We start from the raw sequence: 17,973 nt of genomic DNA on the forward strand, positions 1-17,973 counted from the left end.
CGTCCCAACCAGGAACCACACATCCGGGGTATGTCCCCCGCTGCTCGCATGCCCCAGATCGTCCCCTAACCGATGGAGTACCTGAGAATGAACGCCTGGACCCCGCTGCGCCGTGCGGGCCTGCCCACCGTCGCGACGGCCGCGGCCGTCGCCCTGCTCACCGCCTGCGGGGCGAGCGGCCCGGCCGAGGACACCTCCGACGGGACCGGAGGTGAGTCCGCCGAGGGCTACCCGATGACGGTCGAGCACCAGATGGGCGAGACCGAGGTCCCGGCGCCGCCGGAGCGCGTGCTGCCGCTGGACGCCGCCTTCGTGGACTCCACCCTGGCCCTGGGCGGCAACGTCGTGGGCTTCACCACGTTCTCCGAGGACGTCACCGAGCTGCCGGACTACCTCCGCAACAGCGAGTGGAACACCGGCACCGCCGACGACGCCGAGCCCGTGGGGCTGCTGTGGGACCTGGACCCGGAGCTGGTGGCCGCCACCGAACCCGACCTGATCCTGTCCGCCGAGGTCCGCCACGGCGACGGCTACGGCCAGTTCACCGAGATCGCGCCCACGGTCATGTCCGAGACCACCGGTGCGATCTGGAAGGACAACCTGCGCCTGACCGCCCAGGCCCTGAACGCCGAGGACCGGGCCGAGGAACTGCTCACCGAGTACGAGGAGCGCGCCGCCGCGATCGGCGAGGAGATCGTGGAGTCCAACGGCGGTGAGGCCCCGACCGTGTCGGTGGCCCGCTTCGCCGGTGACGAGGAGGGTGTGCGCCTGTACACCCCCACGTCCTACGTCGGCGTGATCCTGGAGGACGTGGGCCTGGAGCCCGGCCCCGGCGTGGACACCGGGACCGACGAGATCATCACCTACCACAGCCAGGAGCGCCTGCTCGACCTGGACGCCGACCACGTGTTCGTGGCCACCTACGACGACGGTGGCGCCGACGGTGTCCAGGAGTCCAAGGAGGAGTACCAGTCCAGCCCGCTGTGGAGCGAGCTGGAGGGTGAGATCACCGAGGTCGACGACGGTTACTGGATCTCGGGCGTGGGCCTGATCGCCGCCCACGAGACCCTGGACGACATCGCCGAGATCTTCGGCGTCGACGCCCAGCGCTGAGGTCGGCCCCGCCCGCGTCGGGCCGTGACAGCGACCGGCCCCCAGCGGGCCGCCCCGGGCCCGTGCGGCAGCAGCCGCGCGGGCCCTCGCCCTGCCGTGCGCCGCGCAGGCGGCACGGCGGGCCCACCAACCCGGAGGGAACACATGGAACCGCCCCGCTCCTTCGACCACACCCCGGCCCTGACCCCCGAGCGGATCCCCCGGGCCGTCCGCGAGGCGGCCCGGCGCCTGGCCGCCGACCCCGGGTCGGGCTACGTCTACGACCCCGCCCTGGCCGCGTCCCGGGCCCGTGAGCTGCGCGGTGCGCTGCCCGACTGGGCGCGGGTGTACTTCGCGGTCAAGTCCAACGGCTTCGGGGAGGTGCTGGCACACCTGGCCGAGGCGGTCGACGGCTTCGAGACCGCGTCCCTGCACGAGGCCCGCTCCGCCCTGACGCACCTGCGGGACAGCGCCGGCGGCCACCGCGGCCGTCCGATCGCCGTGAGCGGCCCGGGCAAGTCCCCCGAGATGCTCGCCGGCCTGACCCGCCTTCGGGCCGAGAGCGGCGCCGAGGTGGTCGTCAACGCCGAGAGCGAGCTGGAGCTGTACCGGGCCTCGGCGGCCGCCGAGGCCGCGGGCACGGTGCTGCCGGTGACGCTGCGCGTCAACCCCGAGCGGGTCCCGGTGCGCGGTGCGCTGGCCATGGGCGGCACGCCCTCCCCCTTCGGGCTGCCCGAGCCCCTCGTGGACGGGGCGGTGCGTACCGCCCTCTCCCTGCCCGGCCTGGACCTGATCGGCTTCCACGTGCACGCGGTGAGCGGCAACACCGACGCCGTCGCCCATGCCGCGTACGTGCGCTGGTGCCTGGAGTGGGCCCGGCGGACGGCTGACGCGCACGGGGTGGACCTGCGGGTGGTGGACGTGGGCGGCGGGCTCGGCGTCCCCTTCGAGGAGGAGGACGAGGCCTTCGACGTCAAGGGGTTCGGGGCGGCGCTGGCGGAGCTGCCCGACCCGGGTGTGGAGGTCGTCTTCGAGCCCGGGAGGTGGATCGCCGCCCCCGCCGGGTGGTACGCGGCGCGCGTGACCGACATCAAGTCCGCCTACGGCCTCGACTTCGCGGTCGTGCGTGGCGGGATCAACCACTTCCAGCTGCCGACCTCGTGGGAGATCCGACACAACTTCGCGGTGGTGGCGGAGCCGTCGTGGCCCGAGGGGATGCCCCGGCCCCGGGTGGACGGAGCGTCGGTGACGATCTCGGGCGAGCTGTGCACCCCCGAGGACGTCCTGGCCCGGGACGTACGCGTGGAGGCGCTGCGCGCGGGCGACACCCTGGTCTTTCCCAACGCGGGCGCCTACGGGCACGAGTTCGCGATGCCCGCGTTCCTGGCCCATCCGTCGGCGCCGAGGGTGAGCGTCGATTCCTCCGAGCCGGTGTGATCCGGATCTCAGGCGACGCACCGACCTTGACATGGTTAGGTTAGCCTGGCCTAATTAATTTGTCCCCGATGTTCCCCTCACCCCACCCCGCCCCCACCCCCGGGCGCCCAGCGCGCCGACGACCGAGGAGGCCGCACCATCGTGCCCACCGCACCGACGAGCGCAGCGACCCGCCCCCAGGACACCACGGCCTGGCGCATCGACAACCTCACCGGCACAGACGTCCTGAGCGACCTCGACCCCTGGGTCGAGATCTACGAGGAGGTCTACGCGCACGCCCTGCACCTGCCCGACCACAACGACCCGCCCTTCCGCGAACGCCTGGCCTTCAGCGCGGCCCGCCCGGGTTTCCGCCTCACCTCCTGCCACGCCGACGGAGAGCCGGCCGCGTTCGTCTACGGCTACACGCTGCCCACGACCACGGGCTGGTGGGACGGCTTCACCCCGGCACCGGGCGTCGAGGACGACCTCGCACACGAGTGGCCCGGGCGCACCTTCGGCGTGTGCGAGGCCCTCATCCGCACCCCCTACCGGCGCAGCGGACTGGCCGAGCGCATGGCCCCCTTCCTGCTGAGCGGACGCGACGAGGAACGCGCGGCCGGCCTGGTGGCCGAGACCAACACCCACGCGCTGGAGATCTTCCTGCGCAACGGCTGGCGACAGGTGGGCGACCTCGCCCCGCACGCCGGTTGGCGCCGCCACCACTGCCTGGTCCTGCCGCTGAACGTCTGAGAAACCGACCCACGGAAACCAGGTACCACGCGCCCATGCCGATCACCCCCAGTGCCGAACTGGCCACCCCCAGAGACACCCCGCTCTCTCCCGAAGGACCGCCCCCTCCCCCGCGCCTCGCCGGAGCACCCCGGGGCCCCGCCGCCGTGGCGGCGCTGGTCGACGACGCCATGCGGACGCTGGCCCTGGCCACCACCGAACGCGGCGGCCCCCTGCCCGCCAGCACCCCGCACGAGGTCGACGCGGCGGTCCGCGACGCCCTGGCCGCCACCGGCGCCGCCGCGCTGCCCCGCCTGACCGGGGCCCTCACCGCCGGGGCCGCCGACCCCGCCCACCCGCACTGCGCCGCCCACCTGCACTGCCCGCCCCTGGCCGTGGCCGTGGCCGCCGACACCGTCGCCTCGGTCCTCAACCAGTCCCTGGACTCCTGGGACCAGTCCCCGGCCGCGACGGCGATGGAGACCCAACTCGTCGCCGAACTCGCCGACCTCGTCGGCTACCACGGCGCGGGGGCCGGCGGTGTGATCACCTCCGGCGGCACCGAATCCAACCTCACCGCCCTGCTGCTGGCCCGCGACCACGCGCTGGGCGCCGCCGGCACCGACCCCGGACGCCACGGCGTCGCGCGCGCGGCGGGCACCGCGCGGCCCCGGATCCTGTGCGGCGCCGCCGCCCACTTCTCCGTCCAGCGTTCGGCCGCCCTGCTCGGCCTGGGCGAGGACGCCGTGGTCCCCGTCGAGGTCGACGCCGGGCACCGGATGCGGGTCGAGGACCTACGCGCGGCCCTGGAACGCGTACGCGCCGACGGCGACCTGCCCGTCGCGATCGTGGCCACCGCCGGGACCACCGACCTGGGCGGTATCGACCCCCTGCCCGCGATCGTCCGCCTGGCCCGCGAGTTCGACGTGTGGCTGCACGTGGACGCCGCCTACGGAGGCGGCCTGCTCTTCTCCCGGCGCCTGCGCCACCTGCTCACCGGCATCGAGGGCGCCCAGTCGATCGGCATGGACCTGCACAAACTCGGCTGGCAACCGGTCGCCGCAGGTGTGCTACTCACCCGTGAGCGCGCCCTGTTCGCCCCGCTGTCCCGCTCGGTGGACTACCTCAACCCCACCGACGACGAGGAGTCCGGTTACCCGAGCCTGCTCGGCTACTCCCTGCGCACCACCCGCCGCGCCGACGTGTTCAAGATCGCCGTGACCCTGCGGACCCTGGGCGCGGACGGGCTGGGCGCCATGGTCGAGGCCTGCCACGACCTGGCCCGCTCCGCCGCGGCCCAGGTCACCGCCGACCCCCGGCTCGACCTGGCCCAGGAACCGTCCCTGACCACGGTGGTCTTCCGCTACCGGGCCGGGGGCGACGCCGAACACGGCGACCGGGTCAACGCCCGGCTCCGCCGCAGCCTGCTCGAGCAGGGCCGCGCCGTCGTGGGCCGCACCCGCATCGAGGGCCGGGTGTGGCTCAAACTCACCCTGCTCAACCCCGACACCACCCCCGACGACACCGCCGCGCTGCTCGCCCTGGTCGCCGACGCCGGCGACGCCGAGCAAGCCCGTCCCCAGGAGTCCCGTTGACCAGTGCACCCTCCCCCGGCGACGGCCACGTGCACGACCTCGTGGGCGTGGGCCTGGGCCCGTTCAACCTGGCCCTGGCCGCCCTCGCCGACGCCGTCCCCGACCTGTCCGCACACTTCCTGGAGGCCCGGACCTCCTTCTCCTGGCACCCGGGCCTGCTCCTGGAGGGCGCCCGGCTCCAGGTCCCCTTCCTCGCCGACCTGGTGAGCCTGGTCGACCCCACCAGCCGCTGGTCGTTCCTGTCCTACCTGCGCGCACACGACCGGCTCTTCCCGTTCTACTTCTCCGAGAACTTCCACGTGCCCCGCCGCGAGTACGACGACTACTGCCGCTGGGTGGCCCACAGCCTGGACTCGTGCACCTTCGACGCCCGCGTCAGCGCCGTGCGCCACGACTCCGGCGTACTCACCGTGGACCACCTCGACGCGCACGGCCGGCGCTCCAGCGTGCGCACCCGCGCCCTGGTCCTGGGCATCGGCACCGAGCCGGTCCTGCCCGGGCCCCTGCGCGCCCTGGAGGGCGACCGGGTCTTCCACGCCGCCCACTACCTGGACCGCGCCCCCGCACTGGCCGGGGCCGGCGACGTCACGGTGATCGGATCCGGCCAGTCCGGCGCCGAGGTCTTCCTCGACCTGCTGCGCTCGGCCGCGCACCGCGACACCGCCGTGCACTGGCTGACCCGCTCGCCCGCCTTCGCCCCGATGGAGTACTCCAAACTGGGCCTGGAGCACTTCACCCCGGACTACACCCGCTACTTCCACGCCCTGCCCCAACCGGTCAAGGACCGGACCGTGCCCGAGCAGTGGCAGCTGTACAAGGGCATCAGCGCCGACACCATCTCCGAGATCCACGACGTGCTCTACGAACGCGGCATCGCCGGCGCCCCCACCGGAGCCAGCCTGCGCGCCCACTGCGAACTGCGGGCGGCCCGGCGCGCGGCGGACGGCTACGAGCTCACCTTCGTCCACCGCGAGCAGGACCGCGAGTTCACCGTGCGCACCGACGCCGTCGTGGCCGCCTCCGGCTACGCCCAGCGCGACCCCGACTTCCTGGCGCCCGTCGCCGAGTTCCTGCACACCGACGACCGCGGCCGACCGGTCATCGGCGCCGACCTGCGCCTGTCGGCCGACCCGGCGCTGGAGGCCCCCATCCACGTGCAGAACGCCGAACTGCACACGCACGGCGTCGGCGCACCGGACCTGGGGCTGGGCGCCTGGCGCGCGGCCACCATCCTCAACAGCGTCGCCGGACGCACCGTCCACCGACTGCCCGAACGCACCGCCTTCACCTCCTTCGGCGCGCCCGCGCCCGGGGCCGGACGGTGAACAACCCCTCCTTCCGCCGCCTGTACCTGCTCGTCGTCGTCATGCACGTGGTCTCGGACGTGGCGCTGAGCCCGTTCTACCCCCAGCTGTTCGAGCGCCTGTTCGGCGTCACGGACGTGGCCGCGACCGGTACCTACATCTGGGTGTGCCGGGTCACCGCCCTGACCGCGATGCCGTTGTGGGGGCTGGTTGCCCGCCGCCTGACCATGGCCTCGCTGGTCACCTGGGGGCTGGTGGCCGCCGCCGTGCTGGAGGTGGCGATCGCGCTCTCACCGACCTTCACCGCCTTCACCGCGCTCTCGGCCGTCCAGGTGGCGGTCACCATGTCCTTCGCCCTGGCCTACCCGGCCTTCGTGGGCAGCGGCGGCGACCGGCTGCGCGACGTGACGGTCTACGCCTACGTGATCAACGTCGGCATCGTGGGGGCCACGGTCCTGGGCGCGGCGATCATCGCCCTGCCCGACCCCCGGTGGGGCATCGCCTCGTGCGCGCTGCTCTACCTGGCCCTGGCCGTGCTGTGCCACCGCCACCTGCCCCGGCGCGCCGCCCCCTCGGCCGAGGCCGGAACCCCGGCCGCTCCCGACACCCGGGCCGGCACCGGAGCCGCGCCCTCCACCCGACCGGGCGCACGGACGCTGGCCGCGCTCGCGGCGGTGTGCGCCGCCGTGCTGGCCGCCGAGACCGCCCGCCTGGTCGTGCGCCCCTTCTTCACCGTGTACGCCGAGGAGACGGGGGTCGACCCCGCCCTGTCCGCCGGGCTGTTCCTGCTCCCGCAGCTGACCGTCCTGGCGGTGCTCCCCCTGGCCGGCAGGGCCCACGCCCTGCTGGGGCGGGCGCTGCTCCCGGCAGCGTGCGCGCTGGCTGCGGCGGGCCTGCTCGTGCAGTTCCTGGCGCCGGGACTGGGCCTGCTCGCCCTGGGACGGGTGGTCTTCGGCGCGGGCCTGGGCCTGGGACACGTCGCCCTGGACCTGCGGGTGTTCGCGGTGACGCGGGCCCGCGGCCCGGCCTTCGCGGCCGTGGAAACCGTCCGCGTCAGCGCCACACTGCTCAGCCCGGTCCTGGCCACCGGGCTGGCCTCCGCCGGACTCGGGCTGCCGCTGGCGGCCGGCGCGGCGCTGTTCGCCGTACTCTCGCTGCTGCTCATCGCACTTCCCTCGGCACCGGGCGCGCCCCGCACGAACGCCCCCGACCCCGCCCCGGCCCCGGCCGACCCGTCATCGCACCACCCGTCACACCCGACACCTCCCGCGCCGAGCGCGCGGGCCCGTGAGGAGAGGGACCAGCATGTCTGAGACCGCAACGCCCCCCACCGCCGACGTCTGGCGCCGGGCGGGCCGCCGCCTGCTCGCCCACATGGTCGGCGAGATGGCCTACGAGGAGATGATCACGCCCCGGGGCGAGGGCGCCGACCGCTGGACCCTGGCCGTGGACGACGGGACCGCCTACGCCTTCACCGCGCGCCGGGGCGGGTTCGGTTCCTGGCACGTGGACCCCGACTCCTTCACCCGCACCACCGACCGGGGGGCGAAGGACGCCTGGGACCCCACCCTGTTCGTCACCGACGCCCAGAAGACCATCGGGCTGCCCGGTGACTCCCTGGCCGAGGTCGTCCGCGACCTGCTGGCCACGCACACCGCCGACGCCCGACTGCTCCAGGCCGTCCCCGACGCGGAGGCCCTGGCCGACCTGCCCTACGAGGACCTGGAGGGCTACCAGACCGGCCACCCCTGCATCTTCGTCAACAAGGGCCGTCTGGGCTTCTCGGCCGCCGACGCCGAGCGCTACACCCCCGAGGCGCGCGGCGCCTTCCAGCTGGTGTGGATCGCCGTCCACCCCGACCTGGCCCGCTTCCAGTCCATGGCCGGCACCGACCGCCCGGGCCTGCTCCGGGAGGAACTCGACGACGACCAGCGCACCGGGTTCGCCCGGCGCGTGCGCGAGGCGGGCGGCGACCCCGACACCTACCAGTGGCTGCCCGTCCACCCCTTCCAGTGGGACGAGGTCATCGCCCCGCTCTTCGCCGCCGAACTCGCCCTGGGCCGCCTGGTACGGCTCGGAACCAGCCGCGACCGGTACCGCCCCTTCCAGTCCATCCGCACCCTGATGAACCTGGACCGGCCCGACCGGCTCAACGTCAAGGTGCCGCTGATGATCCGCAACACCCTGGTCTGGCGCGGCCTCTCTGGCACCCAGACCGGCTGCGCCCCGCACACCAGCACCTGGCTGCGGACCCTGGCCGAGCGCGACCCCTACTTCGCCGAGACCGGGGTGATCATGCTCGCCGAGCGGGCCTCGGCGACCGTGCCCCACCCGGTCCTGGACCGGCTGCCCCAGGCCCCCTACCGCTTCCACGAGCTGCTGGGCACCATCTGGCGCGAGCCGATCCACCGCCACCTGGCCCCCGGCGAGCGGGCCCGCACCATGGCCTGCCTGCTGCTGGAGGGCTCCGACGGGCGCGCCCTGGTGGCCGAGCTGGTCCAGCGGTCGGGGCTGGAGCCCGTGGAGTGGCTGCGCCGCTTCCTGGGCGCGCTGTTCCCGCCGGTGCTGCACTACCTCTACCGCTACGGCGCCTCCTTCACCCCGCACGGGGAGAACGTCGTCCTGGTCTTCGACGAGCACGAGCGGCCCGCCCGCATCGCGCTGAAGGACTTCGGGTCCGACGTCGAACTCCTGCCCTTCGACCTGCCCGAGTACGCCGAGATCCCCGACCGCGTGCGCGCCCAGCTGCACCGTTGGGAGCCGGGCGAGCTGGCCCACTCGGTACTCTCGGCGATCTGCGCCGGTCACCTGCGCTTCCTCGCCGACATCGTCCGGTGCCAGCTCGGCGTGGACCCCGACCAGCTGTGGGCGCTGGCCCGCGAGCAGGTGCTGGCCTACCAGGAGCGCTTCCCCGAACTGGCCGAGCGCTTCGCCTGGTTCGACCTGCTGGCGCCGCGCGTGGGCCGGGTCGCGTTGAACCGGGAGCAGCTCATGGGCGGCGGCTTCCACGAGCGCGCCGAACGCGACGCCGAGTTCGACGTCATGCACGGCCAGGTCGACAACCCGCTGGCCCCGCGATGACCACCACGCCCCTTTCCCCGGAGACACCACCCATGCCCACCACCGTCCCCGCCGAGCTCACCGCCGAGCACTTCGGCCGCGCCAGTGACCGCCTGGTCGCCAAGATGCTGGCCGAACTGTGCTTCGAGTACGCGCTGCGCCCCGTCCCCGACGGCCCGGGAGGGGCCGCGCCGCAGGCGCCCGTCGAGGGCGGGGGGCACCGGTGGCGCGCCCCCGTCGCCCCCGGAGCCGTCTACCTCTTCGAGGGCCGACGCACCACCATGGACGGCTGGCTCGTGCACCCCGGCACGGCCCGGCGCGAGGCCGCCGACGGCTCCGTCACCCCCGCCGCGCCCTTCACACTCCTGCGCGACCTGGGTTCGGCCGGGCTCATCGACCCGGCGGTGGAGGCCTTCACCGTGGGGGAGCTGACCGCCACCCTCAGCGCCGACTGCCGACTGGCCCAGAGCCGCACCGGCGCCGCCGAGCTGGCCGAACTCCCCCACGCCGAGCTGGAGGGCCACCAGAGCGGGCACCCGTGGATCTTCGCCAACAAGGGCCGGGTCGGTTTCTCCGGCCGCGACCGGGCACAGTTCCCGCCCGAGGCCCGCCGTCCCCTGCGCCTGCCGTGGATCGCCGTGCACCGCTCCCTCGCCGAGCACCACGGCGTCCCCGGCCTGGACCAGGACGCCCTGATCGCACGGGAGCTGGACCCCGCCGAGGTACGGCGGTTCACCGGGAGCCTCGACCGGGGCCGCCCCCAGGGCACACCCGCCGCGGAGTACGTGTGGCTGCCGGTCCACCCCTGGCAGTGGGACGAGGTGGTCGTGCCGCTGTTCGCCGCCGAACTCGCCGCCGGGCTCATCGTGCCCCTGGGCGAGGCCGGCGACGACTACCTGCCCCAGCAGTCCATCCGCACCTTCACCAACCTCTCCCGACCCGACCGGCACAACGTCAAGGTGTCGCTGGCCATCCTCAACACGATGGTCTACCGGGGCATCCCCACCGAGCTGTGCCGGGCCGCGCCCGCCAGCACCCGGTGGGTACGCGCCCTGCACGCGGGTGACGCCTTCCTGTCCGAACGCTGCCGGGTCATCCTGCCGGGCGAGGTCGCCGCCGTGGCCGTGCGCCACCCGGTCCTGGAGGACATCCCCGACGCCCCCTACCGGCACCGGCAGCTGCTCGGCGCGCTGTGGCGCGAACCCGTCACCGCCCAGCTGGACGAAGGGGAGCGGGCCCGCACCCTGGCGGCGCTGCTGCACGTGGACGGCCAGGGGCGGGCCTTCACCGCCGAACTCGTCCAGCGCTCCGGGTTGGCGGCCGAGGAGTGGCTGCGCGCCCTCCTCGCAGCGGTCCTGCCGCCCGTACTGCACCTGCTCTACCGCTACGGGCTGGCGTTCAACCCGCACGGCGAGAACGCCATCGTGGTCTTCGACGGCCGCGACCGGCCCGCGCGGCTGGCGGTCAAGGACTTCGTCGACGACATGAAACTGCTGGACACCGACCTGCCCGAGTACGCCTCCCTGCCCCGCGAGGCGCTGGGTGTGCTCATGCGCTTCGACGCCGCCGAGCTGACCTCCTCGGTCGCCAAGTCCCTGCTGGTCGGGCACTTCCGATACCTGGCGCCGCTGCTCCAGGACCACCTGGGGGTGGCCGAGGAGCGCTTCTGGGAACTGGTCCGCGCCGAGGTGCTGCGCTACCAGGAGGAGTTCCCGGAGCTGGCCGAGCGCTTCACGCTGTTCGACCTGCTCGCGCCCGAGTTCGAGCGGGTCTGCCTGAACCGGGAGCGGCTGCTGGGCGGCGGCTACCACGACCGCGCCGAACGCGACGCCGAGTTCCACCTGGACGCGCCGGCGATCCCCAACCCCCTGCACCGACCCGCCCGGGAGGCCGCCGCGTGAGTGACCTGATCGGCGACGGCCTGCCGCCCCTGACCGAGACCCTGCCGCCCTCCCCTCCTCCGCCGCCCTTCCCGGTCCCCCTGGACCGGCTGGGCGCCGACGCCGCCTCGGGCGCGATCACCGACGTGATCGTCGCCCTGCCCGACGTGCAGGGACGGGTCCAGGGCAGCAGGGTGCGCCCGGGCGACTTCACCGACCGGATCATCCGGGACGGCTTCGGGGCCTGCCTGTACCTGCTGGCCACCGACGTGGAGATGGAGGCGCGGCCGGGGTACGCCACCGACCCGTGGGGCGGGGGTCTGGGCGACTTCGACATCGTGCCCGACCTGTCCACCCTGCGTTACCTGCCCTGGGACCCGGGGACGGCACTCGTCCTGGGCGACGCGCACGGCGCCGACGGGGCGCCCGTGGCCGTCGCGCCCCGCCAGGTGCTGCGGACCCAGCTGGACCGGCTCGCCGAACGCGGATGGCGGGCCCTGGCCGGAACTGAACTGGAGTTCCTGGTGTTCCGGGACGACTACCAGAGCGCGTTCGAGTCGCACTACCGCGGTCTGACCCCGGCCACGCGGTTCAACTCCGACTACGCGGTGCCCGAGGTCACCGAGATCGACCCGCTCATGCGGCGCATCCGCACCGCGATGGAACGCACCGGCATGACGGTGGAGTCGGCGCGCGGGGAGTGCCACCCGGGCCAGTACGAGATCGTGTTCCGCTACGACGACGCGCTGCGCGCCTGCGACAACCACGTCGTGTACAAGGCGGGTGCCCGTGCGCTGGCCGCCCAGGCCGGGGTGGCGCTGACCTTCATGGCCAAGTACGACGAGGGCGAGGGCAACTCCTGCCACGTGCACCTGTCCCTGCGCGACGAGGACGGCGACCCGGTCTTCGCCGACGACGGGACGGGCCGGTACGGGATGTCGAAGTACATGGAGCACTTCGTGGCGGGCCAGCTCGCCTGCATGCGGGACTTCGCGCTGGTGTACGCCCCGAACGTGAACTCGTTCAAGCGGCTGTCCCCGCAGGCCTACGCGCCCAGCGGCATCGCCTGGGGGCTGGACAACCGGACCTGCCCGGTGCGGGTGGTGGGCTCGGGGGAGTCGGCGCGGATCGAGTTCCGGGTGCCGGGCGGCGACGCCAACCCCTATCTGGCGGTGGCGGCGATCATCGCCTCGGGGCTGTACGGCGTCGAGCAGGCGCTGCCGCTGCCCGAGCCGACGGCGGGCAACGCCTTCGACCAGGAGACGCCCCGGCTCCCGGCCTCCCTGGAGGAGGCGGTGCTGGCGTGGGAGGGCAGTGAGATCGCCCGCGCCTGCTTCGGACCGGACGTGGTGCGGCACTACGCCGCCGCGGGTCGCGCCGAGTTGGCGGCGTTCTCGGCCACGGTCACCGACTTCGAGCGCCGCCGACACTTCGAACGGGGCTGAGGAGCCCGCCCGTCTCCCGCCGGAAGCCGTCCCGGCGGGAGACGGTGCCTCACGCGACCGCCGCGTCCACCGCCCCCTGGATACGGCGGCGCAGGATCGCGCTGTCGGCCCGCGTCGTGCACACCTCCACGAGGCGCAGGCCCTCGCCCAGAAGCGCCTTGGGCAGGTCGGTGGCCCACTCCACGCGGGTGTAGGGCAGGTCCGCCACGGCGGCCACCCGCTCCATCGACACCCCGTGCGGGGTCCCGAAGACCCGCTCGAAGTCGGGGTGGCCCGCCTGCTCCAGCCCCGAGAAGATCCCGCCCCCGTCGTTGTTGACCACGACCACCGCCAGGTCCGGGCGCGGCTCACCGGGACCGATGATCAGGCCGTTCTGGTCGTGCAGCACCGCCAGGTCGCCGAGCAGGGCGTAGGAGCGCCCCCCGCCCTCGGCCTGGTGGGCCAGGGCCGCCCCGACCGCCGTCGACACCGTCCCGTCGATCCCGCTCACACCCCGGTTGCCCAACAGGCGCACCCCGCAGCGGGCCCCCATCGTGGCGTCGAGGTCCCGGATAGGCATGCTGGACCCGGCGAACAGCAGCGAACCGGCACCCAGCTGGGAAACCAGGTCACGGGCCAGACGTGGTTCGGAGAGCGCCTCGTCGGCGTCCAGCACCCCGTCGACCGCGGCCCGGGCGGCGGCCTCCGCGCGCGCCCACTCCCGGGACCACCCGGTACGCCGCGGGCCGTCCGGGTCCGCCCCGGCCGGCGGCGCCACCGACGCCACCACGTCGGTGGCGGTCCGTGCGGGGTCGGAGAAGTCGTTGGCCAGACTCGCCGCGGGGTCGCCCACCGCGCCCGCGGTCACCACCACGTGCCGTTCGGCGCTGCGCAGGAAGGCCAGGATCTGCCGGGAGAGGTTGGGGCGGCCCACGCTCACGACCAGTTCGGGGGCGTGCGCGGCGGTGAATCCGGGCGAGGCCAGCAGCTGGCGGTAGGCGGAGACCGCTCCGGCCCGGCGGGCGTTGGAGGTGGGTTCGGCGAGCAGGGGCCAGCCGGTCAGCTCGGCCAGGGCCAGGAAGGGCACCGGGTCGTAGTCGCCGTCACCGCACACGATGACGCCCCGCTCCACGTCGGGCAGGGTGAGAGGGGCCGGTTCGGTGGCGGGCCCGGAGCGGGAGATCCACGGTCGGCCGTCCGGCCGACCGTCCAGGGGGGCCGTCCAGGTCGGTGCGTCCGTGGTCTCGTCCGGGGTGAGCGGCTCGCGGAAGGCCACGTTGAGGTGGACCGGGCCTGGGCGGCCGCCGATGGCCGCCGCCCAGGCGCGGCAGCTCAGGGAACGCCAGTACGCCACCATCCCCGGGGCGGGGTCGGGGGTGCCGACCTCGGTGAACATGCGCACCGCGGCGCCGTACAGACCGATCTGGTCCGCGGTCTGGTTGGCCCCGGTGCCGCGCAGCTCCGGCGGCCGGTCCGCGGTGAGCACCAGCAGCGGGACCGCGCTCTCGTCAGCTTCCATCACCGCCGGGTGGAAGTTGGCGGCCGCAGTCCCGGAGGTGCACACCACCGCCACCGGCCGGCGCGAGGCCCGGGCCAGCCCCAGGGCGAGGAAGGAGGCGGAACGCTCGTCCACCCGAACGTGGACCCGGATCCCGGGGTGGGCGACCAGGGCCAGCGCCAGTGGGGTCGAGCGCGACCCGGGCGCGACGACGGCCTCGGCCAGCCCGCAGCGGGCCAGTTCGTCGACGAGGACCCGCGCCAGGGCGGTAGACGGATTCATCTAAGTCTTTCGTTCGTCAGGGTATGTACCAGTATCACCATGCGATCCGACCCGACCGCACGGCCCCGGGACCTTCCAGTGAACCCCGTTCGGCGCTGAACAGCGAACGAACCCGGCTGTGATCTCCTGCCCATCCGCCCGGTCGCACGTCACCGCGGCCCGGGCGGCTCCGCTCCCGCGGCCCGGGCCTGCTCGGCCCGCGCACGCCAGGATCCCGGGTCGACCTCGACCGACCGCAGCGCCCCCTCGTCCACGACCGCCGGGCGGACCGGCAGGAAGCCGCCCTCGGGCAGCAGCGGCTCGGCCGTGACATCAGCGGTCAGCATCTGCATGGTCGCCAGGCCGCAGGCGTAGGGGAGCTCGGGCAGGGCGGCCGCCAGGGCCACACCCGCGGCCAGCCCCACCGACGTCTCCACGGCGCTGGAGACCACCACCGGCAGACCGCAGGCCTCGGCGACCCGCAGCGCGGCGCGCACACCCCCCAGCGGCTGGACCTTGAGCACCACGATGTCAGCGGCCCCGGAGGCGCGTACCCGCAGGGGGTCCTCCGCCCGCCGGACGGACTCGTCAGCGGCGACCGGAACGTCCACCCGGCGGCGGACCGCGGCCAGCTCGTCCAGGGTCGCGCAGGGCTGCTCCACGTACTCCAGCCCGAACCGGTCCAGCTCGCGGGTCATCCGCACGGCGGTGTCCACGTCCCAGGCGCCGTTGGCGTCCACCCGCACCCGGCCCGAGGGGCCGATCGCGGCGCGGACCGCCTCGACACGGGCGACGTCCGCACGCCAGTCCTGCCCCCGCTCGGCCACCTTGACCTTGGCCGTGGCGCAACCGCCGTCGGCCACGATCCGCGCGGCGCGCTCGGGGTCCACCGCGGGCACGGTCACGTTGACCGGGACACGGTCGCGCAGCGGCTCGGGCCAGCCCAGGTGGGCCGCCTCATGGCAGGCCGCCCACCAGCGGGAGGCCTCGCGCGGCCCGTACTCGGCGAAGGGCGAGAACTCGCCCCACCCGGCGGGGCCGCGCACCAGCATGCCCTCACGGACCGTGACGCCCCGGAAGCGGTTGCGCAGGCCGATCGCGAAGGCCCGCCCCCCGGCGGGTGCCCCCGCCGGGTCGGGCTCCGAGGTCCCGGTCACGGGCGGCGCGGGAACTTGTCGAACTCGGGGCTGCGCTTCTCCTTGAAGGCGTCCCGGCCCTCCTGGGCCTCCTCGCTCATGTAGTAGAGCATCGTGGCGTCACCGGCGAACTGCTGCATCCCGGCGGCTCCGTCGCTCACCGCGTTGATCGCGCCCTTGACCATGCGCAGTGCCAGCGGGGACTTCTCCAGCATCTCCCGGGCCCACTGCACGGTCTCCTTCTCCAGGTCCGCCAGCGGCACGACGGTGTTGACCATGCCCATGTCCAGCGCCTCCTGGGCGCTGTACTGGCGGCACAGGTACCAGATCTCGCGGGCCTTCTTCAGACCCACGGTCTCGGCCAGCAGCCAGGAACCGTAGCCGCCGTCGAAGGAGCCGACCTTGGGGCCGGTCTGCCCGAACTTGGCGTTGTCGGCCGCGATGGTCAGGTCGCAGCAGACCTGGAGCACGTTGCCGCCGCCGATGGACCAGCCCGCGACCATGCAGATCACCGGCTTGGGCAGACGGCGGATCTGCACCTGGAGGTCCAGCACGTTGAGGCGGCCGATGCCCTGCTGGGCGACGGCGTCGTCACCGATGTAGCCGTCGTCGCCGCGGATCTTCTGGTCACCGCCGGAGCAGAAGGCCTGGTCGCCGGCTCCGGTGAAGATGATCACACCGACACCCGAGTCGTCCCGGGCGATGTTGAACGCCGTCTGGAGCTCGAACAGCGTCTGGGGACGGAAGGCGTTGTGCCGCTCTGGGCGGTTGATCGTGATCTTGGCGATGCCCTCCGCGGTCTCGTAGATGATGTCGGAATACTCGCCCGACCGCTGCCAGTCGATCACGCTGCTCACGGCTTCTACTTCTCCTCACGGGGATGGGGACGGTGCGGACGCCCGCGGGCGTTGTGACCGCCGCGTCCAAGCGTCAACCCTACGCATTCTGCCAGGCGAGCCGGGACGGACGGGCACACCCCCGCCCCGGCCCCGCGGAACCGCCCGCTTCCCGCCCGGCGTACGCTGGGGCACCGTGGCACAAGCGAGCGAACACCGGTCCCAGGCCCCCTCCCCCGAGGACGGGCGCGCCCTCCAGGCAGTACGCGGCCTGGCCCCCGAACACCTGAACCGGCTGCTCGCGGCCGCGTTGGAGGGCACCGGCCCCGCCCTGCTGCCCGTCCCGGACGGCACCCCCGACTCCCGGACGGCCGAACTCCTCACCGCCATGCGCCCCTCCTCGTTGCGCACACCCGAGGGGGTCACCGCCCTCGACGGCGGTGTTGCGGCGGACCCCGGTACGGCGCTGGTCGTCACCACCTCCGGCTCCACCGGCCGACCCAAGGGCGTGGAGCTGTCCGCGGACGCCCTGCGGGCCTCCGCCCTCGCCTCCGTGGCCCGGATCGGCGCCCGCCCCGGTGACACCTGGCTGTGCGTCCTGCCCGCCGGGCACATCTCCGGCATCCAGGTGATGATGCGCGCGCTGGTCACCGGGACCGGGGCCGTGCACGCGGCCTTCGACACGGACTCCCTCATGGAGTCGGCGCGCCGGCTGCGCCCGCACGTGTCCCTGGTCCCCACCCAGTTGCGCCGTCTGCTGGCCGCGGGCGCCGACCTGTCGGTGTTCGGCACGATCCTGCTCGGGGGCGCGGCGGCCGAACCCGCGCTGCTGGCGGCCGCCCGGGCCGCGGGCGGCCGTGTCGTGACCACCTACGGGATGAGCGAGACCTGCGGCGGGTGCGTGTACGACGGTTTCCCCCTGGACGGGACCCGGGTCCGAATCGCCGGTTCCGCCACCGGCGGGTCCGGGCGGGTCCTGCTCAGCGGCCCGACACTGCTCACCGGCTACCGGCTGCCCCCGGGCGCGGCGGTGGAGGACACCTGGGCCGCGGACGGCGACGAGGCGGGACTGGCCCTGGACGGTGCAGGACGACGCTGGCTGCACACCAACGACCTGGGCCGGGTGGACGCCGAGGGCCGCCTGCACATCCTCGGCAGGATGGACGAGGTGGTCAACACCGGCGGCCACAAGGTAGTACCCGGCCAGGTGAACGCCATCGTCTCCGAACACCCCGCCGTGGCGGAGTCCGTGGTGGTGGGCCGCCCGGACACCGAGTGGGGCGAGCGGGTGACCGCGGTCGTGGTCCCCGTCGACCCGGAGGATCCGCCGACGCTGGAGGGGTTGCGCGACCGGGTGCGCGACCGGCTGCCGTCCTACGCCGCTCCCCGGGAGCTGGACCTGCGTCCCGCCCTGCCGATGCTGGCCTCCGGCAAGCCGGACCTGGTGGCACTGCGCCGACCGGCCGGTTGAGGGCCCGCGGCCCGGTCCCGCCCCCGCACCGCCCCTGGGGCAGAACCGCCCCTGGGGCAAAGCGGCGTTTACCGGTGCGGTCCGCACACGTGGGACCCTGACCGCAGCGGGTGCCGTTCCCAGAGCCGTCGGCACCTGTCGGTACCGGCGAGGCCCGGGGGCACCCCCCGTTCTCCGGCGGGCCCGCGGGCACAGCCCCGGGTGGGTCTGTCCGGAAGGCGGGGAACTTACCGAACCTCCCTGGCGTCTACCTGAGTATCCGGTTTCT

Annotated in this window: 13 protein-coding genes; 10 read left to right on the forward strand and 3 right to left on the reverse strand. The window is 74.1% G+C overall.

The window, feature by feature from the left end:
• Positions 1 to 87 precede the first annotated feature (87 nt).
• The 9 genes from IE195_RS11940 (at position 88) to IE195_RS11980 (ending at position 12,524) form a co-directional block, all read left to right on the forward strand.
• Positions 88 to 1,113, forward strand: coding sequence for an ABC transporter substrate-binding protein (locus IE195_RS11940; protein WP_191270703.1), 1,026 nt, complete (start codon positions 88 to 90; stop codon positions 1,111 to 1,113).
• Positions 1,114 to 1,257: 144 nt separating this feature from the next.
• On the forward strand, positions 1,258 to 2,529 hold the full coding sequence (locus IE195_RS11945) for a type III PLP-dependent enzyme domain-containing protein (RefSeq protein ID WP_191270705.1): 1,272 nt from the start codon (positions 1,258 to 1,260) through the stop codon (positions 2,527 to 2,529).
• 141 nt (positions 2,530 to 2,670) lie between these two features.
• Entirely contained in the window at positions 2,671 to 3,261 is a 591-nt protein-coding gene (locus IE195_RS11950; protein ID WP_191270707.1) for a GNAT family N-acetyltransferase, read from the forward strand.
• A 35-nt stretch (positions 3,262 to 3,296) separates the two neighbouring features.
• Complete coding sequence (locus IE195_RS11955) at positions 3,297 to 4,835, forward strand: pyridoxal phosphate-dependent decarboxylase family protein (RefSeq protein ID WP_191270710.1); 1,539 nt, start codon at positions 3,297 to 3,299, stop codon at positions 4,833 to 4,835.
• Positions 4,832 to 6,160, forward strand: a complete 1,329-nt coding sequence (locus IE195_RS11960) for a lysine N(6)-hydroxylase/L-ornithine N(5)-oxygenase family protein (RefSeq protein ID WP_191270713.1) — start codon at positions 4,832 to 4,834, stop codon at positions 6,158 to 6,160. The genes IE195_RS11955 and IE195_RS11960 overlap by 4 nt, the downstream gene beginning before the upstream one ends.
• The gene (locus IE195_RS11965; RefSeq protein WP_191270715.1) at positions 6,157 to 7,452 is read left to right on the forward strand and encodes an MFS transporter; all 1,296 of its coding nucleotides are present in this window, start codon (positions 6,157 to 6,159) and stop codon (positions 7,450 to 7,452) included. The genes IE195_RS11960 and IE195_RS11965 overlap by 4 nt, the downstream gene beginning before the upstream one ends.
• A complete protein-coding gene (locus IE195_RS11970) occupies positions 7,445 to 9,220 on the forward strand; it encodes an IucA/IucC family protein (protein WP_191270718.1) in 1,776 nt (591 codons plus the stop codon). The genes IE195_RS11965 and IE195_RS11970 overlap by 8 nt, the downstream gene beginning before the upstream one ends.
• 32 nt (positions 9,221 to 9,252) lie before the next feature.
• Complete coding sequence (locus IE195_RS11975; RefSeq protein WP_191270720.1) at positions 9,253 to 11,100, forward strand: IucA/IucC family protein; 1,848 nt, start codon at positions 9,253 to 9,255, stop codon at positions 11,098 to 11,100.
• Positions 11,097 to 12,524 (forward strand): glutamine synthetase family protein, encoded by a 1,428-nt coding sequence (locus IE195_RS11980; RefSeq protein WP_191270722.1) that lies wholly within the window; start codon positions 11,097 to 11,099, stop codon positions 12,522 to 12,524. The genes IE195_RS11975 and IE195_RS11980 overlap by 4 nt, the downstream gene beginning before the upstream one ends.
• A 49-nt stretch (positions 12,525 to 12,573) precedes the next feature.
• On the opposite strand, the gene menD is transcribed toward IE195_RS11980, so the two are convergent.
• The 3 genes from menD to menB form a co-directional block, all read right to left on the reverse strand.
• Entirely contained in the window at positions 12,574 to 14,283 is a 1,710-nt protein-coding gene (gene menD, locus IE195_RS11985; RefSeq protein ID WP_191270724.1) for a 2-succinyl-5-enolpyruvyl-6-hydroxy-3-cyclohexene-1-carboxylic-acid synthase, read from the reverse strand.
• 149 nt (positions 14,284 to 14,432) lie between these two features.
• Positions 14,433 to 15,419, reverse strand: a complete 987-nt coding sequence (locus IE195_RS11990) for an o-succinylbenzoate synthase (RefSeq protein ID WP_191270726.1) — start codon at positions 15,417 to 15,419, stop codon at positions 14,433 to 14,435.
• The gene (gene menB, locus IE195_RS11995; RefSeq protein WP_191270728.1) at positions 15,416 to 16,255 is read right to left on the reverse strand and encodes a 1,4-dihydroxy-2-naphthoyl-CoA synthase; all 840 of its coding nucleotides are present in this window, start codon (positions 16,253 to 16,255) and stop codon (positions 15,416 to 15,418) included. Before menB ends, IE195_RS11990 begins: the two co-directional genes overlap by 4 nt.
• 175 nt (positions 16,256 to 16,430) lie before the next feature.
• Here menB and IE195_RS12000 point away from each other — a divergent pair, with 175 nt between their 5' ends.
• On the forward strand, positions 16,431 to 17,705 hold the full coding sequence (locus IE195_RS12000) for an AMP-binding protein (protein ID WP_191270730.1): 1,275 nt from the start codon (positions 16,431 to 16,433) through the stop codon (positions 17,703 to 17,705).
• Positions 17,706 to 17,973: the final 268 nt, after the last annotated feature.

This window comes from Nocardiopsis terrae, from assembly GCF_014651695.1.
GTDB lineage: Bacteria > Actinomycetota > Actinomycetes > Streptosporangiales > Streptosporangiaceae > Nocardiopsis > Nocardiopsis terrae.